Origin of the sequence: Aeromonas sp. R4-1 (assembly GCF_040908325.1) — a bacterium.
GTDB classification, from domain to species: domain Bacteria; phylum Pseudomonadota; class Gammaproteobacteria; order Enterobacterales; family Aeromonadaceae; genus Aeromonas; species Aeromonas veronii.
Genome location: NZ_JBFODM010000075.1, coordinates 73223 through 90439, shown reverse-complemented (window position 1 = coordinate 90439; position 17217 = coordinate 73223). Strand labels below are relative to the sequence as shown.

Below are 17217 nucleotides of genomic sequence, written 5' to 3'. Positions count from 1 at the left end.
ATCAGCCCACTCAAGGAGAAGAGATGAAAGAGTTACATGCCAGCTGCCTGTGCGGCGCCGTCACCCTGACCCTGCCGGATCAGTTCGACTATATGGGGAACTGCCACTGCAGCGAATGCCGCAAGTTTTCAGGGGGAGATTACGCCTCGGTCGGCGGACTGGATGGCAGCAAGGTCACCATTGTGAAGGGAGAAGAGGCCATCGGCCGCTACAGGAAATCGGCAGAGACCACACTGGCCTTCTGTCGTCACTGCGGCTCCAGCCTGTTCAGCCAGAAGAGCAGCAGCGGCAAGATCAATCTGCGGTTGGGGGTACTGGACGATGTGCCGAGCCAGCGACCCACGTTTCACATCTTTGTCGGTTCCAAGGCGCCCTGGCACCAGATTGGCGACGACTGCCCGCAATTTGATACCCGCCCGCCGATCTGATACCCGGTCAAACAGGTCAAAGCCACCGCAACGGGGTCAGGAGGCTATCTCACCGGCAAACAGATAGCCTTCACCATGGACGGTGACAAACAGCTGGGGATCCCGCGGATCCGCTTCCATCTTGCCGCGCAGCCGCCGGATCAACACGTCTATGGTGCGATCGCTCGGGCCATCGCCGCGATGGCTGATGAGGGTCAGGATCCGCTCCCGGCTGAGCACCCGCCCGGCATGGGCGACAAAGGCCACCAGCACTTCATATTCGGCCTTGGTCAGACGCACCGGCACTCCGTCCTTGCTGAGCTGGCGGCGGGGAATGTCAAAACGCCAGGGGCCAAAGCGCACCGCATCGTCAGCCACCACAGGCTCGCTCGGCGCGGCGGCCGCCAGCGAGATCCGCCACAGCAGATTCTTGACTCGCACCAGCAACTCCCGTAGCTCGAATGGCTTGGTGACATAGTCGTCGGCCCCCATCTCGAGGCCGACAATCCGGTCTACCGCATCACTGCGGCCGGTGACCAGAATGATCCCCACCGTGCTGCGCGCCCGCAGTTCACGGGTCAGCAGCAGACCATCTTCCCCCGGCAGGTTGATATCCAGCATCACCAGATCGACCGTCTGCTCCGCCAGCACGGCGCGCATCTCCTGGCCATTTTCGACCGCCGTCACCCGATAGCCCTCCCGCTCGAAATAGCCGGTCAGCTTCTCGCGGGTAACCGCATCATCTTCAACAACCAGAATGTGGTAGCTCATGGGCAGGATTCACGATGGTCGACAAGGGAGGATTATTCTATTCACATTTTGTCATAAATACCCCTATTTCATTAATTTGTGGCGGCAGCCCTGTTCACAACGCCTCCCTATCATGGCTCCCATCAAAAAAGTGATGTGAGAGAGCATGATGAAAAAACTGTGGCACTTCCTGCGCACCCCCAGCCGTCGCTGGTCGGTACTGGCGCTGCTTCTGGTGGGCGTCGGCGTCACCCTCGCGGGCACCGTCGGCCTGCACTATGGCTTTGAGAAAACCAGCAGCCTCGAATTCTGTATCTCCTGCCACTCCATGAAAGACACCGTCTATCCGGAGTACAAGGAGTCCATCCACTTCAAGAATGCCTCAGGGGTACAGGCGGTCTGTACCGACTGTCACCAGCCGAAGGACTTTGTCGGCAAGGTGGCCCGCAAGATGGAGGCGGCCAACGACCTCTATCAGGAGTACATAGGCCACAGCATCGACACCCAGGAGAAGTTCGAGGACCGGCGCCTGCATCTGGCCGAGAAGGTGTGGGCACGGATGAGCAGCCAGAACTCCAAGACCTGCAAGTCCTGCCACAGCTACGACAACATGGATCACGCCAAGCAGTCCCCGGCGGCAGCGCTGGCGATGAAAGATGCGGCGGCGAAGAACATGAACTGCATCGAGTGCCACAAGGGCATCGCCCACGAACTGCCCAACATGGCGGGGGGCTTCCGGGCCACTTACGCCACCCTGGTCAACGACGCGCAAGAGGCGCCAGCCGCCGAGACCCTCTACAACCTGGGTGAAAAAGATCTCTATGCCAGCGAACAGAGCACCGACCCGGTCGGCAAACTGCTGCCCGCCTCCCGCATCGACGTGGTGGACCGCAGCGGCGATCGCCTCAAGGTGACCATCGAAGGGTGGCGCGAGAGCGATGGCAAGGGCCGGGTGCTGAGCGAATACATGGGCAAGCGGGTCTTCGTCGCCACCATCCGTGACGAACTGAAAGCGAGCGAGAAAGTGCTCAAGCAGGAGACCGACAGCGCCACCCATATCAAGTGGGAGCAGGTTCAGGTGCAGGCCTGGGTCGATGGCAAAGGCTTTGAGTCCTCGCTCAAGCCGATCTGGGATTACGCCGGCGAGATGTACAAATCCACCTGCAACTCCTGCCACGGCGCGCCGGATCCCGCTCACTTCACTGCCAACGGCTGGATCTCGGGCCTCAAGGCAATGTCTGCCTACTATCGCCTGAGCAAGGAAGAGGAGCGCACCCTGCTCAAATACCTGCAGAACCATGCCGCCGATACCGGTGGTCAGGGCAGCCACTAATTCCGGATTCGAGTTCCGGATCCGAGAGAGGAATAACAAGATGATCAATATTTCCCGTCGTGGTTTTCTGGGTGGCTTGCTGGCCAGCGGTGCCTCTGCCCTGATCGGCCCCTCCCTGCTCGGCCGCGCCGTGATGGCCGCCGAGTCTGGCGACAAGCTGGTGCAGTCCGGCTCCCACTGGGGCGCCTTCCGTGCCCGGGTGGTCGATGGGCGCTGGGTCGAGACCCTGCCGTTCGAGCATGACAAGCACCCCACCGACATGCTCAAAGCCTTGAGTGAGGTGGTCTACAACCCCTCCCGCATCCGCTACCCCATGGTGCGGCTGGACTGGCTGCGCAAGGGCCACCAGTCCGACACCAGCGAACGTGGCCAGAACCGCTTTGTGCGGGTGACCTGGTCTCAGGCGCTGGACTTCTTCTATCACGAGCTGGAGCGGGTGCAGAAAACCTATGGCCCGAGCGCCCTCTATGCCGGTCACTCCGGCTGGCAGTCGGTGGGCAAGCTGCACTCCGCTGGCGCCATGCTGGGACGCGCCATGAACCTGCACGGCACCTATCTGGCCAAGGCCGGTGACTACTCCACTGGTGCCGCCCAAGTGATCCTGCCCCACGTGGCGGGCGCTATGGAGGTGTATGAACAGCAGACCTCCTGGCCGCTGGTGCTGGAGCACAGCAAAACCATCGTCATCTGGGGCTCCGATCCCATCAAGAACCTGCAGGTGGGCTGGCTGGTGCCGGATCACAGCGTCTACGACTACTGGGCACAGCTGAAAGAGAAGGTGGCCAAGGGCGAGATCCGGGTGATCAGTGTCGATCCGGTCAAATCCAAGACCCAGAAGTACCTCAATTGCGATCAGGTGACCCTGAATCCGCAGACCGACGTGCCGCTGATGCTGGGCATCGCCCACACCCTCTACAGCGAGAAGCGCCACGACGAAGCGTTCCTGAAGAACTACACCACCGGTTTTGACAAGTTTCTGCCCTACCTGCTGGGCACCAGCGATGGTCAGGTGAAGGATGCCGAGTGGGCCGCGGCCATCTGTGGCGTGCCTGCCGAGACCATTCGTGAGCTGGCACGCGCCATGAGCAGCGGCCGCACCCAGCTTATCGGCGGCTGGTGTGTGCAGCGCATGCACCACGGCGAACAGTACGCCTGGATGCTGGTGGTACTGGCCTCCATGCTTGGTCAGATCGGCCTGCCGGGGGGCGGTTACGGCTTTGGCTGGCACTACAACGGAGCGGGCACCATCACCTCCAGCGGCCCCATCATGTCAGGTTTCAGCTCGGTCATTCCCGGGGTCAAGCCGCTCCATGACGGCGACTGGAAGGGCTACTCCAAATTCATTCCGGTGGCCCGCTTCGTCGACTGCATCCTCAATCCGGGCAAGCAGATCGCCTTCAACGGCCAGACCATCACCTACCCCCACATGAAGATGGCGGTGTTCTGCGGCAACAACCCGTTCCACCACCAGCAGGATCGCAACAAGATGGTCGCCGCCTGGCGCAAGCTGGAAACCGTGGTCAGCATCGATCACCAGTGGACGGCCAGCTGCCGTTTCGCCGATATCGTGCTGCCCGCCACTACCACCTATGAGCGGGACGACATCGAGCAGTGGGGCTCCCACTCCAACGCGGGCATTCTGGCCATGTACAAGGTGGTGGAGCCGCTGTTCGAGGCGCGCGATGACTACGACATCTTCGCAGATCTCTGCCGTCGCTTCGGTCGCGAGGCCGAGTTCACCGGCGGCAAGAGCAAGCTGGAGTGGATCCAGAGCATCTATGACGACGCCCGCCTGCAGGGCCGCGGCATCGGCATTCGTCTGCCCCGCTTCAGCCAGTTCTGGCACGGGGAAGGCTTCGTCACCTTCCCGGCGGGCCAGCCCTGGGTGCGCCACGAGTCGTTCCGTCAGGAGCCGGATCTGGAACCCCTCGGTACCCCGTCCGGTCTCATCGAGATCTACTCCAAGACCATCGCCGACTACGGCTATGGGGATTGCCCGGGCCACCCGGTCTGGATCGAGCCCTACGAGCGCTCTCACGGCGGGCCGGGCAGCAAACAGTACCCGCTGCACCTGCAATCCTGCCACCCGGACAAGCGGCTGCACAGCCAGCTCTGCTCCTCCGACAACTACCGAGCCACCTACACGGTGCAGGGTCGCGAACCTGTCTACATGAATCCGCAGGATGCCAAATCCCGTGGCCTCAAGGACGGCGATCTGGTGCGGGTGTTCAACGGCCGCGGTCAGGTATTGGCCGGGCTGGTGGTGAGCGATGACTACGCCCCTGGGGTGGTGCGCATTCAGGAAGGGGCCTGGTATGGCCCGCAAGAGGGCGGCAAGGTGGGTACGCTCTGTACCTACGGCGATCCCAACGTGTTGACCGCCGACATCGGCTCTTCCAGCCTAGCGCAGGCCACCACGGCCCATACCGCGCTGGTGGAGATCGAGAAGTTCCGCGGACAGGCGCCCGCCGTCACTGCCTTCGGCGCGCCGGAATCGGCCAAGGGCATCGACCCCATGTTCCCGGCACTCTGACCCCAGGGGGACGAAAGCGCCCCCTTGAGTTTCCTTTATTTTTAAAGTCGTTAGAATCGGGAGCCATCAAGGCTCCCGATTGCCATCCACGGAGGAAAAATGCAGGAATTTATGGCTACCAGCGAACGCCGGGCCGAACTCTACTGGTGGTTCTCCACCCTGTTCGCCGCCGAACTCAGTGATGAGCAGATCGCCGAATATGACACCTATGATGTACGAAGCTTCCTGAAAAGCCTCTCCACCCTGGATCCGATGCGCGAAGCCGTGGCCGAACTCAACGAGGCCATCGCCCGCCTGCTGGTGCGCCCGGATCGCCAGCTGGAACTGGCCGCCGACTTCGCCGGCCTGTTTCTGGTGGATCCCAAACAGGGCGCCCTGCCCTACGAATCGCTCTATCGTGGTGAGGCCAAGCTGCTGATGCAGGCCCCGATGGCCGAGATGCAGGCCCGCCTCGATCGCCTCGGCATCAATGTCAGCGACAAATACAAAGAGCCTGCGGATCATCTGGCCATCGAGCTGGATCTGATGGGCAATCTCATCATCCGCGCGGCGGAAGCCAAGAGCGCAGCCGAGCGGGAACGCTGGCTCGACGAGCAGGAAGCGCTGCTGCACGGCCATCTGCTGGGGTGGTTTGACAAGTTCGAAAGCGCCTGTCGCGCCGCCGACCGGTTTGGCTTCTACGGCGCCAGTGCCCGCCTGCTGGGGGTCTTCCTCAAGATGGATGCCAACTACCTCTCTCTGGTCAAACCGGCACCGTCCGCCGACTGAGTCCGCGATGAAGACAGCCCTGCTTCTGATTGCATGCTGGCTGCTGGCCCTGATCCCACTGGATCAGGGCATTACTCCCCTGATTGCGCTGCTGTTCAACCCGGATCGCGAGCTCTACGGCACCGCCCAGCTCACCGGCTTTGCCGGCATCCTGCTCACCCTCTACCTTGCCAATCTCGGCGTCGAGGTGGTGTTGCGCCGCCGCTTCCAGATTGCCGGCATGCTGGCGCTGCTGGCCGCCTGGATCGACTTCATCAACAGCAGCGGCAGCGAGTCGCACTTCCTGCTGCTCTATCTGCTTGCCCTCCCGTTCCATCTGCTCGGCTGGCTGGTACTGGTGCGCGGCATTCAAGCGTTTGGTCGCCAGAAGGGATAACCACTCGCCCCTTTTTCCATCCTTTTTATCAGGTTTTTCTGCCTATTCTTGCCGTCAAAACAACCAGATAACTCCGCTTGACTCCCGGCCAAACAGTTCGTGCCATACTGACAACTGATGCAAGTGATAAAACAATCAATGCCGAGGTCATCATGGATGGGAAGCTTTTCAACGCCGACACCGAGGCAATGTTGACCCAGCTGTCAGATCACACCGTCCTGGAACAGCTGATGGATAATGCCCCTCTGGGCATCGGCGTCTTTGACTGCGAATTTCGCTACCGTAAAGTCAATCAGGTGCTGGCCGACATCAATGGCAAAAGCATCGAGGAGCATCAGGGCAAGCACCTCAGAGAGGTGGTTCCCAAGCTGGCACCGACGCTGGAGCCCATGTTTCAGCAGATCATGCGCAGCGGCCTGCCCTACGTGGATATCGCCATCACGGGCCAAACCGCGGCGTACGACAGCAGCTCCCGCCGCTTTCAGGCCACCTACAGCCCGATGCGTGATGAGAAGGGAGAGCTGAACGGCATCCTTGCCATCGTGCGTGACATCACCGAGCAGTACGAAACCGAACAACGGCTGCAGCTGGCAATGCGAGCAGCCCAAATCGGGGTTTGGGAATGGCACGTGGCGGAAGACAGACTGCTGTTCGACGGCCAGATTGAGCCGCTGCTGGGCATCGAGGCCAACCAGTTCCACGGCGGGCTGCAAGCGTTCGTCGACTGTTTTGAACCGGAATCCGGCAGCCAGCTCAAGGCCGCCCTGCAAAGTCATGACCCCATCCATCTCACCCTGAGCTACCTCACCGCTCTCAACGAGCGCCACTGGGTCGATATTCATGCCGACCATGTCCCCGCCACCGAGTCGGTCGGCCACCGGGTCATGGGAGTCATTCACAATGCCACCGCCCGCCGCCGTCAGGAGGAGCGACTCCATCAGGCCAACGTGGTATTCGATACCACGGCCGAGGGGATCATCATCCTCGACAGCGAGCACCATATTCTGTCGGTCAACCCGGCCTTCACCATGCTGACCCAATACAATGCCGAAGAGGTGATAGGCCGTACCCCGGATATCATCATGCATCCCAGGCGCTACACCGACCTCGACTATCCCTGGTATCACCTGCGCCCCGGCAACAACGCCTGGCATGGCGAGATGGTTTGTCTGCGCAAGGATGGCAGCTACTTCTCCTCCTGGCAGCAGATCAGCGCAGTCTATGACAACTTCAACAACACCACTCACTATGTGATCGCCCTCTCCGACATCAGCGCCATTCGCAAGGTGGAGGCCGAGCTGAATCACCTTGCCTATCACGATCCCCTGACCGAGCTGGGCAATCGTCATCTATTGCAGGAGCGGCTGGCCCTTGAGCTGAAAACTGCGCAGCTCAATCGCAAACGGTTGGGGCTGCTCTTTATCGATCTGGATGGCTTCAAGCTGATCAACGACAGCCTGGGCCACGGAGTCGGCGATGAGCTGCTCAAGCGGCTGGCAGAGCGGATCCGCGGCTGCCTGCAGCACAACGATCTGGCGACCCGCCTCGGGGGAGACGAGTTTCTGGTGCTGATCCCCTATCTGGAGGAGCCTGACGAGCTAGCAACCCTGGCCAATACCCTGCTGACCGTGTTGCGTGAACCGGTTGAGCTGGCCCATGAGCTGGTGGCGATCTCGGCAAGTATCGGTATTGCCATCTATCCGGATCATGCAGACAGTCCGGAAACCCTGGTCAGCGCCGCCGACAGCGCCATGTACGAGGCGAAAAGTCAGGGGCGCAACGGATTCCAGTTCTACACCCCCTGCATGGCGGCTCGAGCCCGCGAGCGGATGCAGATTGAGCAGGGCCTGCTCAAGGCCCTGGAGCTCGAACAGCTCTGCATCTTCTATCAACCCATGACCAATCTGGCCAGCGGCCACCTGAGCGGACTGGAAGCCCTGCTGCGCTGGCAGCATCCCAATGAGGGAATGATAGCGCCGACCCGTTTTATTCCGGTGGCAGAGGAGTGCGGCCTGATAGAGAAAATTGGGGAATGGGTGATGCGCAACGCCTGCGAGCAGGGACAAAACTGGCTGGCCGCCGGACTGCCGGTGCCCCGCTTGTCGGTCAATGTGTCGGTGCGGGAGATGCGCTCCCCGGGCTATGTTGAACGGGTCGCCGCTATTCTGGCAGAGACCGGATTTCCGCCAGAACGGCTCGAGATCGAGGTGACGGAGAGCATCATCCAGCGGGTCGAACAGAGTCTGGATCTCTTTACCCGACTGAAAAATCTCGGAGTGCAGATTGCCATCGATGACTTTGGTACCGGCTTCTCGTCACTGAGTCTGCTCAAGACCCTGCCGATCGATCGCATCAAGATTGATCGTGCATTCGTGCAGGCATTACCGGAAGACAAGAACAGTCGGGAGCTCTGCCGCACCATCATCAATCTGGCCGACAGTCTGGATATGGAGGTCACCGCCGAAGGGATTGAAACCAAGGCACAACACGCCTTTTTGCAGTCACTCAACTGCGGCGAAGGACAGGGTTATCTGTTCAGCAAACCACTGCATGTAGAACAGATGCACGAACGCTTGGATTGCCAAAACGTTCAACATTAGCGATACCAAGGAAACAAACGGCCAATCAAACTATTTTCCAAACGTCAGGGTAGGAACACCGCCATTATCCCGGTCATTGGCCATGCGAGTGAGCGGTGAATCGCCAGAGTAACGGGATCCTGGCTCACTGAGGGAAAACTTGGTTCCCGACTTTTTGTCCTGCCATGCATGACCAAGCTGATCAGCAACCCGCTCCCGCACAGTCTGTGAAGGCTCCTGGTGTGTAATCGCAAACTCTTTGGGAGGTTTGTCTGCAAGAACAGTCGTATCAAACTGCCACAGGGATGCACAGAGCAATAGAGAAAACATAACTACCTCCATCCATCAAAGTCCTCCGTTTTACCGACTCACTGCGTGAGTGTCACCCATAACCCTGTAACCAAATGTTGCTGTCTATCCAAAAGTCTAATTGCCCCCATCAGCCAAAGGTATAAGTTGTTACTTAATTATTAAAAGTATGTATTCAAAGGAGTGAGTGATGAGCGAGAGCAAGGTCTACCCGGTCAAACCCCACATCAGCAGCAATGCACTGCTAGACAAGGGCGACTACGCCGCCATGTATCAGGCCTCAGTCGAGGATCCAGATACCTTCTGGGGAGAGCAGGGAAAAATTCTCGACTGGATGAAACCCTATACCAAGGTCAAGAACACCTCCTACGATCCGGGCCATGTCTCCATCAAGTGGTTTGAAGATGGCCAGCTCAACGTCTCTGCCAACTGTCTCGATCGCCATCTCGCCGAACGGGGTGACAAGGTCGCCATCATCTGGGAAGGGGACAACCCCGCCGAAGATCGTAAACTCACTTACCGCGAACTGCACAGCGAAGTGTGCAAGTTTGCCAACGTATTGAAAGCACAAGGGGTACACCGCGGCGATGTGGTCTGCCTCTATATGCCGATGGTGCCCGAAGCCGCCATCGCCATGCTGGCCTGTACCCGCATCGGCGCGGTACACAGCATCGTATTCGGCGGCTTCTCGCCGGAAGCGCTGGCTGGTCGCATCATCGACTCGGGCTCGCGCATCGTGATCACCGCCGACGAGGGGCTGCGTGGTGGCCGTCCGGTGCCGCTCAAGAAGAATGTGGATGAAGCGCTCACCAACCCGGATACCCAGGTCAACAAGGTGATCGTGCTCAAGCGCACCGGCGGCAATGTCGCCTGGCACAACCACCGCGACATCTGGTGGCATGAAGCGACCGCCGCCGTCAGCAGCGACTGCCCGCCCGAGGCGATGAACGCCGAAGATCCGCTCTTTATCCTCTATACCTCCGGCTCCACCGGCAAACCCAAGGGGGTGCTGCACACCACCGGCGGCTATCTGGTCTATGCCACCCTCACCTTCAAATATGTGTTCGACTACCACGAAGAGGACATCTACTGGTGTACCGCCGATGTGGGCTGGGTCACTGGTCACTCCTATCTGGTCTACGGGCCGCTTGCCAACGGTGCCACCACCATCATGTTCGAAGGGGTGCCCAACTACCCGGCCACCAACCGCATGAGTCAGGTGGTGGACAAGCATAAGGTCACCATCCTTTATACTGCACCAACCGCCATCCGTGCCCTGATGGCCAAGGGTAACGAAGCGGTCACCGGCACGTCACGCCAGAGCCTGCGCATCATGGGTTCGGTGGGTGAACCCATCAACCCGGAAGCCTGGGAGTGGTACTACCGCACCATTGGCGATGAGCGCTGCCCCATTGTCGATACCTGGTGGCAAACCGAGACCGGCGGCATCCTGATTACGCCGCTGCCCGGCGTCACCGACCTGAAACCGGGCTCGGCGACTCGTCCCTTCTTCGGGGTGCAACCGGCGCTGGTCGACAACATGGGCGAGCCGCTGGAGGGGGCCACCGAGGGCAATCTGGTGATCACCGACTCCTGGCCGGGTCAGATGCGCACCGTATTCGGCGATCACGAGCGGTTCGAGCAGACCTACTTCTCCACCTTCCCGGGCCGCTACTTCACCGGCGACGGTGCCCGTCGCGACGAGGACGGCTACTACTGGATTACCGGTCGGGTGGATGATGTACTGAACGTCTCCGGCCACCGCATGGGTACCGCCGAAATTGAATCGGCGCTGGTGGCCCATCCCAAGATCGCTGAAGCCGCGGTGGTGGGGGTTCCTCACGAGATCAAGGGTCAGGGCATCTATGCCTATGTCACCCTGATCGCCGGGGAAGAGCCGAGCCGCGAGCTGCACAAAGAAGTGAAGGAGTGGGTCCGCAAGGAGATTGGTGCCATCGCCACGCCGGACGTGATCCACTGGGCAGAGGGGCTGCCGAAGACCCGTTCCGGCAAGATCATGCGCCGCATCTTGCGCAAGATCGCCACCGGCGAGACCGACAGCCTGGGGGATATCTCCACCCTGGCGGATCCGGGGGTAGTAGACAAACTCATTCGCGAGAAGTCGGAAGCAGCCTGATCCCGCTTCGTTTGTTGCTCAACAAAGCCGGCCCTGTGCCGGCTTTGTCGTTTCTCATCCGCCAGCAAACAGCAAGGCGGTAGCTACGGAGCCTTGCCGACCGAAACGTGCAATAAATAGCCAGATGTAGAGATTAGACCAGTAAAATGCTGCTAATTTTCACGAAATCAATATAATTGCGAAATCTGTGTGCCAGGGCACACCGATTTGCGCAGAAAATGGCTAGATTTCTGGTAGTCCACAAGATAGCTGATAGATAGCAGCATTATCATCGAGGATGTACTCAATATGTCGCAAAATCACCGCATTCTCCTGCTCAACGGACCAAACCTGAATCTGCTGGGCAAACGGGAACCGGGTATCTACGGCAGCAAGACGCTTGATGAGATCGTCGCCGATCTGAAGCTTAACGCCAGCAAACTCGGTGTCACTCTGGAACATCTGCAATCCAACGCCGAACATGAGTTGGTCGGCCGCATCCATCAGGCCATGGGCCAAGTGGATTTTATCATCATCAATCCAGCCGCCTTCACCCACACCAGCGTCGCCATTCGCGATGCGCTGCTGGGTGTCGCGATCCCTTTTATCGAGGTTCACCTGTCAAACGTCCATGCCAGGGAGCCGTTCCGTCATCACTCCTATCTGTCTGATGTCGCAAAAGGGGTCATTTGTGGTCTGGGGGCCGATGGCTACCAATTCGCTTTAACCGCGGCCGTGCACCATCTGCGCGCGGCTTGATAATCACTGATCAGATAAAGAAGAAAGAGAATGCTAATGGATATCCGCAAAATCAAGAAGCTGATTGAACTGGTTGAAGAGTCCGGCATCGCCGAACTGGAGATCTCCGAAGGTGAAGAGTCCGTTCGCATCAGCCGCAACTTCTCCGGTCAGGTGACCACCGCCATGCCGCAGATGATGATGCAGCAAGCCGCTCCGGTTGCCGCACCTGCCGCTGCCGCCCCGGTTGCCGCCGCACCGGCCGCAGATGCCGCCCCGAGCGGTCACCTGATGCGCTCCCCGATGGTTGGCTCCTTCTACCGCTCCTCCAGCCCGGATGCCAAGCCGTTCGCGGAAGTGGGTCAGCAAGTCAATGTCGGCGACACCCTGTGCATCGTCGAAGCCATGAAAATGATGAACCAAATCGAGTCTGACAAGGCCGGTGTGATCAAAGCGATCCTGGTTGAAAATGGTCAGGCCGTCGAATTTGACGAGCCGCTGTTCATCATCGAATAAGGGAAATCGCCACCCATGTTGGACAAAGTAGTCATCGCCAACCGCGGTGAAATTGCCCTGCGGATCCTGCGCGCCTGCAAAGAGCTCGGGATAAAGACAGTGGCCGTTCACTCCACCGCCGACCGGGAGCTCAAACATGTGCTGCTGGCCGACGAATCCATCTGTATCGGCAAACCAGCCAGTACCGACTCCTACCTCAACGTTCCGGCCATCATCGCCGCCGCCGAGGTGACCGGTGCCGTGGCCATCCACCCGGGTTACGGCTTCCTTTCCGAGAACGCCGATTTTGCCGAAGTGGTCGAAAAATCCGGCTTCATCTTCATCGGCCCGCGCGCCGAGACCATCCGCCTGATGGGTGACAAAGTCTCCGCCATCGAAGCGATGAAGAAGGCAGGCGTACCGTGTGTACCGGGCTCTGACGGTCCGGTGGACAACGACACCAAGCGCAACGCCGCCATTGCCAAGCGCATCGGCTATCCGGTGATCATCAAGGCCGCCGGTGGCGGCGGTGGTCGTGGCATGCGCGTGGTACGCAGCGAGGCCGAGCTAGCCTCCGCCATTGCCCTAACCAAATCCGAAGCAGGCCAGTTCTTCAAGAACGACATGGTCTACATGGAGAAGTACCTGGAAAACCCGCGCCACATCGAAATTCAGGTGTTGGCAGACGGCCAGGGCAACGCCCTCTATCTGGGCGAGCGTGACTGCTCCATGCAGCGTCGCCACCAGAAAGTGGTGGAAGAGGCGCCGGCACCCGGCATCACCGCCGAAATGCGCAAGTTCATCGGCGAGCGCTGTGTGCGCGCCTGTATCGAGATCGGCTACCGCGGTGCGGGTACTTTCGAGTTCCTGTACGAGAACGGCGAGTTCTATTTCATCGAAATGAACACCCGTATCCAGGTTGAGCATCCGGTCACCGAGATGGTCACCGGTATCGATCTGATCAAGGAGCAGCTGCGCATCGCCGCCGGTCAGCCCCTGTCGATCACCCAGCAGGATATCCGCATCCGTGGTCATGCCATCGAGTGCCGGATCAACGCCGAAGATCCGGCCACCTTCATGCCCTCTCCGGGTCTGGTGCAGCGCTTCCACGCGCCGGGTGGTCTGGGCGTGCGTTGGGACTCCCACATCTATGCCGGTTACAAGGTACCGCCCCACTATGATTCGATGATCGGCAAGCTGATCTGCTACGGCGAGAATCGTGACATTGCCATCGCCCGCATGCGCCATGCGCTGGACGAGCTGGTAGTGGAAGGGATCAAGACCAACGTACCGCTGCAAAAAGAGATCATGAAAGACGAAAACTTCCAGCACGGTGGCACCAATATCCACTACCTGCACAAGAAGTTAGGTCTGTAAGGATCGCTGATAGAGACCCGATGACATTGCACGGTGGCAGTACCAACGCCCACTATCTGCACAAGAAGTTGGGTCTGTAAGGATCTCTGATAGAGACCGGACTTCCGGTGGAAGTCTGCTCCGCAAGGAGCCTCTGCTGAAAAAGGGCCATGGCGACATGGCCCTTTTTTGTTATCCTTGCGCCCCTCAAAATTGTCGGAGGCCAAGGTGAACCGTTTTGCTCTCGCCCGCCGGGAAGCAGCTTTCTGCCTGCTGCTGACCCTACTCTATTTTCTTGCCTGGTATGGCACGGCTTATCTGATCCCGGAAGAGATCGAATGCTGGGACATTCCCCTTTGGTTCCTGCTCAGTTGCGTGGCGATGCCACTGCTGTTCATCGCACTATGTGCCCTGATGGTGGATCGACTGTTTGTGGATATCCCCCTCGATACCCCAGCTCCTTCCGGCAAGGAGTCATCCCATGAATCTTGAGCTGATGCTGCCGCTCTTCATCTATCTGGTGCTGGTGCTGGGGGTGGGTTTCTGGGCCAGCCGTCATAGAGCTGAAGGCAACTTCGTGCAGGAGTACTTCATCGGCAACCGCAGCATGGGCGGGCTGGTGCTGGCGATGACGCTAGTGGCCACCTACACCTCGGCCTCCTCCTTTATCGGTGGGCCGGGCGCGGCCTACAAGATCGGTCTGGGCTGGGTGTTGCTGGCGATGATCCAGCTGCCCACCGTCTGGCTCACTCTGGGAGTACTGGGCAAGAAGTTCGCCATCATCGCCCGCCGGGTCAATGCGGTGACCATCAACGACATGCTGTGGGCCCGCTATCAGAGCAAGGCAGTGGTGATCCTCGGCTCCGTTACTATCATCCTCGCCTTTATCGCGACCATGGTGGTGCAGTTTATCGGCGGTGCCCGCCTGCTGGAGACCGCTACCGGCCTCTCCTACCAGCAGGGGTTGATGCTGTTTGCCAGCTGTGTGCTGCTCTACACCATCATCGGCGGCTTCCGCGCCGTGGTGATGACCGATGCCCTGCAGGGGATCATCATGCTGATCGGCACCGGCGCCCTGCTGGCAGGAATTCTGATTGCCGGTGACGGGCTGCCGAACCTTATCCACCAGCTCAGGGAGATCGATCCCAAGCTGGTAAGCCCGCAAGGGGCCGGCGACATGCTGACCCAGCCCTTTATGCTGAGCTTCTGGATCCTGGTCTGTGTCGGGGTGGTGGGGCTACCCCACTCGGCGCTGCGCTGTTTTGGCTATCGCGACAGCAAGGCGCTCCATCGCGGCATTCTGATCGGTACTGTGGTCAGCGCCCTGCTGATGTTCGGCATGCATCTGGCGGGCGCCCTCGGCCGCGCCATCCTGCCGGGCATGGACAGCCCGGACAAGATCATGCCCTCCCTGATGATGGAAGTGCTGCCCCCCTGGCTGGCCGGGGTCTTTCTGGCGGCGCCGATGGCGGCCATCATGTCCACCATCGACTCCCAGCTGATCCAGGCTTCCGCCACTCTGGTGAAGGATCTCTATCTCAACTATCTGAGTCCAAAGCAGGAGAAGCTGGAAGTGCGCATTCCGCGCCTCTCCCTGCTCTGCACCCTGATCCTCGGCACCCTGGTGCTGCTGGCGGCGTTGCAACCGCCCGAGATGATCATCTGGCTCAACCTGCTCGCCTTTGGCGGTCTGCAGGCGGTGTTCCTCTGGCCACTGGTGCTCGGCCTCTACTGGTCGCGGGCCAACGGCCCGGGCGCGCTGGCCAGCATGGTCAGCGGCATCGTCTGCTATGGGGTACTCAGTCAGTGGGGGATCAAGCTGGCTGGCCTGCACGCCATCGTGCCAAGCCTCACGCTGGCACTGGTGGTCTTTATCACGGTCAGCCTGCTGACGGCACCGCCCTCGCGGGAAGTGCGCGAGCTTTTCGGGCAGAAATAATAAAAATATAAATTAGGGGTTCCAAAACTATCCCCAAATAGGTGTTTTCCGGTTAAACTGTGCGCCAAGTCACAGAACGTAGCCGCTGTATGCCCGTTAAAGCCACTCGACAAGTCGTTACTCAAGCCCTGCAGCGGCTCGGTTATGCCCTGCTGCTGCCCGTCTCCATCCTGCCGATGGCGGCGCTGATATACCGGCTTGGTCAACCCGACGTGCTCGATTTGGCGGTGCTCTCCCTCACCGGTCAGGCGATCTTCAGCCAGATGCCGCTTATCTATGCGGTGGCGATCGCCTTTGGCCTGAGTCGGCAAGAGCTGGGCGGGCAGACGCTGGCGGGTGCGGTCAACTTCCTGCTGCTCAGCACCGCCTTCAATACGCTGGCCCCCAACCTGCACGCCGACATGATCTGCGGCCTGCTGGCGGGACTCACCACCGCCATTATCTATCCCTGGGTTCACCAGCAAACGCTGCCCCGCTGGCTGCAGATCGCCAGGGGGGAGTTTCCCAGCCTGCTGGTGTCGGCCTTGGCCTGCCTGCTGATCGCCATCCCCCTCTCGCTACTGTGGCCGCCACTGGAGCGCGGGCTGACCCTGCTCACCTCCGAGCTGCTCACCACGCCGTTTGGCGCCTTCTGCTACGGCACCCTCAACCGACTGCTGATCCCGCTCGGGCTGCATCAGGTATTGGGCAGCGTCATCGGCCTTGGCGAGAGCAACCTGCAGGCGCTGGCCACCGCCCAGCCCCTTCATGAAGGATATGTAGCCGGTCTTTACCCCATCATCATGTTCGGCCTGCCGGGCGCCTGTTTTGCCATCTGGCTGCACCGCCAGCGGATGCAGCGGCTGCCACAGGGCGGGCTGCTGCTCACCCTTGCGCTCACCTCGGCACTGGTGGGTATCACAGAGCCTATCGAATTTCTGTTCGCCTTTACCGCCCCCTGGCTGTTTCTCGCCCACGCCCTGCTGACCGGACTGTCGCTGGCGGTCTGTAGCGGGCTGGGGATCAAGGTGGGCAGTTACTTCTCCGCCGGTCTGCTGGATCTGGTGCTGAGCTATCAGGCAGGGGAGCACAGCTTCTGGCTCATCCCGGTCGGTATCCTGTTTTTCGTCGCCTACACCCTGCTGTTCTATCAGCTGCTGGAGCGTGCCCCCCTCAGCATGCCGAGCAAGCCCATCGCGGTGGAGCATCCGCGCCTTGCCAGCGTTGCCCCCTCAGACCCGCAGATGCTGGCGATCCAGTACCTCAAGGTGCTGGGCGGGATGGACAATCTGGTGGCGATGAGTGTCTGTATCACCCGCCTCAGCCTGCGGGTGCGCGATATTTCACTGGTGGATGAATCCCGCCTGCTGGGTCTGGGCTGCCTCTCCTGGATCCAGCTCAACGACCACCAGCTGGTGCTGGTGCTGGGCCCCAGCGCCAGCCTGATTGAAGGGCAGATCCGCATGCTGGCGGAGCGCCAGTCGGTCCCCCTCGGCCTCAAACCCAATCAGGAGTCGGCCAGCCAGAGCAGCTGGTAAC

15 protein-coding genes are annotated in these 17217 nt (G+C 60.1%); 13 read left to right on the top strand and 2 right to left on the bottom strand.

What is annotated here, in order from left to right; genetic code table 11:
• The first annotated feature begins 23 nt into the window (after positions 1-23).
• Positions 24-428, top strand: coding sequence for a GFA family protein (locus AB5Y90_RS13640; RefSeq protein WP_368166992.1), 405 nt, complete (start codon positions 24-26; stop codon positions 426-428).
• A 36-nt stretch (positions 429-464) separates the two neighbouring features.
• Here AB5Y90_RS13640 and torR read toward each other — a convergent pair whose 3' ends face one another.
• A complete protein-coding gene (torR, locus tag AB5Y90_RS13635) occupies positions 465-1178 on the bottom strand; it encodes a two-component system response regulator TorR (protein WP_368166990.1) in 714 nt (237 codons plus the stop codon).
• Positions 1179-1323: 145 nt separating this feature from the next.
• Here torR and torC point away from each other — a divergent pair, with 145 nt between their 5' ends.
• The 5 genes from torC (at position 1324) to AB5Y90_RS13610 (ending at position 8767) form a co-directional block, all read left to right on the top strand.
• Positions 1324-2490: a pentaheme c-type cytochrome TorC gene (torC, locus tag AB5Y90_RS13630; protein ID WP_005343495.1), complete on the top strand. Its 1167-nt coding sequence runs from the start codon at positions 1324-1326 to the stop codon at positions 2488-2490.
• 40 nt (positions 2491-2530) lie between these two features.
• Complete coding sequence (gene torA / locus AB5Y90_RS13625; RefSeq protein ID WP_123173669.1) at positions 2531-5023, top strand: trimethylamine-N-oxide reductase TorA; 2493 nt, start codon at positions 2531-2533, stop codon at positions 5021-5023.
• 99 nt (positions 5024-5122) lie between these two features.
• Positions 5123-5791 carry a molecular chaperone TorD gene (gene torD / locus AB5Y90_RS13620; RefSeq protein ID WP_021230390.1) on the top strand — a complete coding sequence of 223 codons (669 nt, stop codon included), beginning with the start codon at positions 5123-5125 and terminating at the stop codon, positions 5789-5791.
• 7 nt (positions 5792-5798) lie between these two features.
• Entirely contained in the window at positions 5799-6167 is a 369-nt protein-coding gene (locus AB5Y90_RS13615; protein ID WP_005349490.1) for a hypothetical protein, read from the top strand.
• A gap of 188 nt (positions 6168-6355) precedes the next feature.
• Positions 6356-8767, top strand: a complete 2412-nt coding sequence (locus tag AB5Y90_RS13610) for an EAL domain-containing protein (protein WP_368167006.1) — start codon at positions 6356-6358, stop codon at positions 8765-8767.
• A gap of 30 nt (positions 8768-8797) precedes the next feature.
• Here the strand turns inward: AB5Y90_RS13610 and AB5Y90_RS13605 are convergent, their stop codons facing one another.
• Positions 8798-9076: a hypothetical protein gene (locus AB5Y90_RS13605; protein WP_031227628.1), complete on the bottom strand. Its 279-nt coding sequence runs from the start codon at positions 9074-9076 to the stop codon at positions 8798-8800.
• Positions 9077-9245: 169 nt separating this feature from the next.
• On the opposite strand from AB5Y90_RS13605, the gene acs reads away from it, so the two are divergent.
• The 7 genes from acs to AB5Y90_RS13570 all read left to right on the top strand — a co-directional run bounded on the left by acs (position 9246) and on the right by AB5Y90_RS13570 (position 17216).
• Positions 9246-11192, top strand: coding sequence for an acetate--CoA ligase (gene acs, locus AB5Y90_RS13600; RefSeq protein WP_139476985.1), 1947 nt, complete (start codon positions 9246-9248; stop codon positions 11190-11192).
• 288 nt (positions 11193-11480) lie between these two features.
• Complete coding sequence (gene aroQ, locus AB5Y90_RS13595; protein WP_129504641.1) at positions 11481-11930, top strand: type II 3-dehydroquinate dehydratase; 450 nt, start codon at positions 11481-11483, stop codon at positions 11928-11930.
• A gap of 36 nt (positions 11931-11966) precedes the next feature.
• Complete coding sequence (gene accB, locus AB5Y90_RS13590) at positions 11967-12425, top strand: acetyl-CoA carboxylase biotin carboxyl carrier protein (protein WP_005338908.1); 459 nt, start codon at positions 11967-11969, stop codon at positions 12423-12425.
• 15 nt (positions 12426-12440) lie between these two features.
• Positions 12441-13781: an acetyl-CoA carboxylase biotin carboxylase subunit gene (accC, locus tag AB5Y90_RS13585; RefSeq protein ID WP_216951972.1), complete on the top strand. Its 1341-nt coding sequence runs from the start codon at positions 12441-12443 to the stop codon at positions 13779-13781.
• A gap of 207 nt (positions 13782-13988) precedes the next feature.
• On the top strand, positions 13989-14252 hold the full coding sequence (locus AB5Y90_RS13580; protein WP_254204220.1) for a DUF997 family protein: 264 nt from the start codon (positions 13989-13991) through the stop codon (positions 14250-14252).
• On the top strand, positions 14242-15699 hold the full coding sequence (gene panF, locus AB5Y90_RS13575; protein ID WP_216979392.1) for a sodium/pantothenate symporter: 1458 nt from the start codon (positions 14242-14244) through the stop codon (positions 15697-15699). The genes AB5Y90_RS13580 and panF overlap by 11 nt, the downstream gene beginning before the upstream one ends.
• Positions 15700-15788: 89 nt before the next feature.
• Positions 15789-17216, top strand: coding sequence for a PTS transporter subunit EIIC (locus AB5Y90_RS13570; protein WP_042080616.1), 1428 nt, complete (start codon positions 15789-15791; stop codon positions 17214-17216).
• Position 17217 lies beyond the last annotated feature (1 nt).

What these genes read in the sequence shown, in the direction of transcription:
- AB5Y90_RS13640 (WP_368166992.1), top strand. Translation starts at nt 24, where the DNA reads ATGAAAGAGTTACATGCCAGCTGCCTGTGCGGCGCCGTCACCCTGACC.
- torR (WP_368166990.1), bottom strand. Translation starts at nt 1,178, where the DNA reads ATGAGCTACCACATTCTGGTTGTTGAAGATGATGCGGTTACCCGCGAG.
- torC (WP_005343495.1), top strand. Translation starts at nt 1,324, where the DNA reads ATGATGAAAAAACTGTGGCACTTCCTGCGCACCCCCAGCCGTCGCTGG.
- torA (WP_123173669.1), top strand. Translation starts at nt 2,531, where the DNA reads ATGATCAATATTTCCCGTCGTGGTTTTCTGGGTGGCTTGCTGGCCAGC.
- torD (WP_021230390.1), top strand. Translation starts at nt 5,123, where the DNA reads ATGCAGGAATTTATGGCTACCAGCGAACGCCGGGCCGAACTCTACTGG.
- AB5Y90_RS13615 (WP_005349490.1), top strand. Translation starts at nt 5,799, where the DNA reads ATGAAGACAGCCCTGCTTCTGATTGCATGCTGGCTGCTGGCCCTGATC.
- AB5Y90_RS13610 (WP_368167006.1), top strand. Translation starts at nt 6,356, where the DNA reads ATGTTGACCCAGCTGTCAGATCACACCGTCCTGGAACAGCTGATGGAT.
- AB5Y90_RS13605 (WP_031227628.1), bottom strand. Translation starts at nt 9,076, where the DNA reads ATGTTTTCTCTATTGCTCTGTGCATCCCTGTGGCAGTTTGATACGACT.
- acs (WP_139476985.1), top strand. Translation starts at nt 9,246, where the DNA reads ATGAGCGAGAGCAAGGTCTACCCGGTCAAACCCCACATCAGCAGCAAT.
- aroQ (WP_129504641.1), top strand. Translation starts at nt 11,481, where the DNA reads ATGTCGCAAAATCACCGCATTCTCCTGCTCAACGGACCAAACCTGAAT.
- accB (WP_005338908.1), top strand. Translation starts at nt 11,967, where the DNA reads ATGGATATCCGCAAAATCAAGAAGCTGATTGAACTGGTTGAAGAGTCC.
- accC (WP_216951972.1), top strand. Translation starts at nt 12,441, where the DNA reads ATGTTGGACAAAGTAGTCATCGCCAACCGCGGTGAAATTGCCCTGCGG.
- panF (WP_216979392.1), top strand. Translation starts at nt 14,242, where the DNA reads ATGAATCTTGAGCTGATGCTGCCGCTCTTCATCTATCTGGTGCTGGTG.
- AB5Y90_RS13570 (WP_042080616.1), top strand. Translation starts at nt 15,789, where the DNA reads ATGCCCGTTAAAGCCACTCGACAAGTCGTTACTCAAGCCCTGCAGCGG.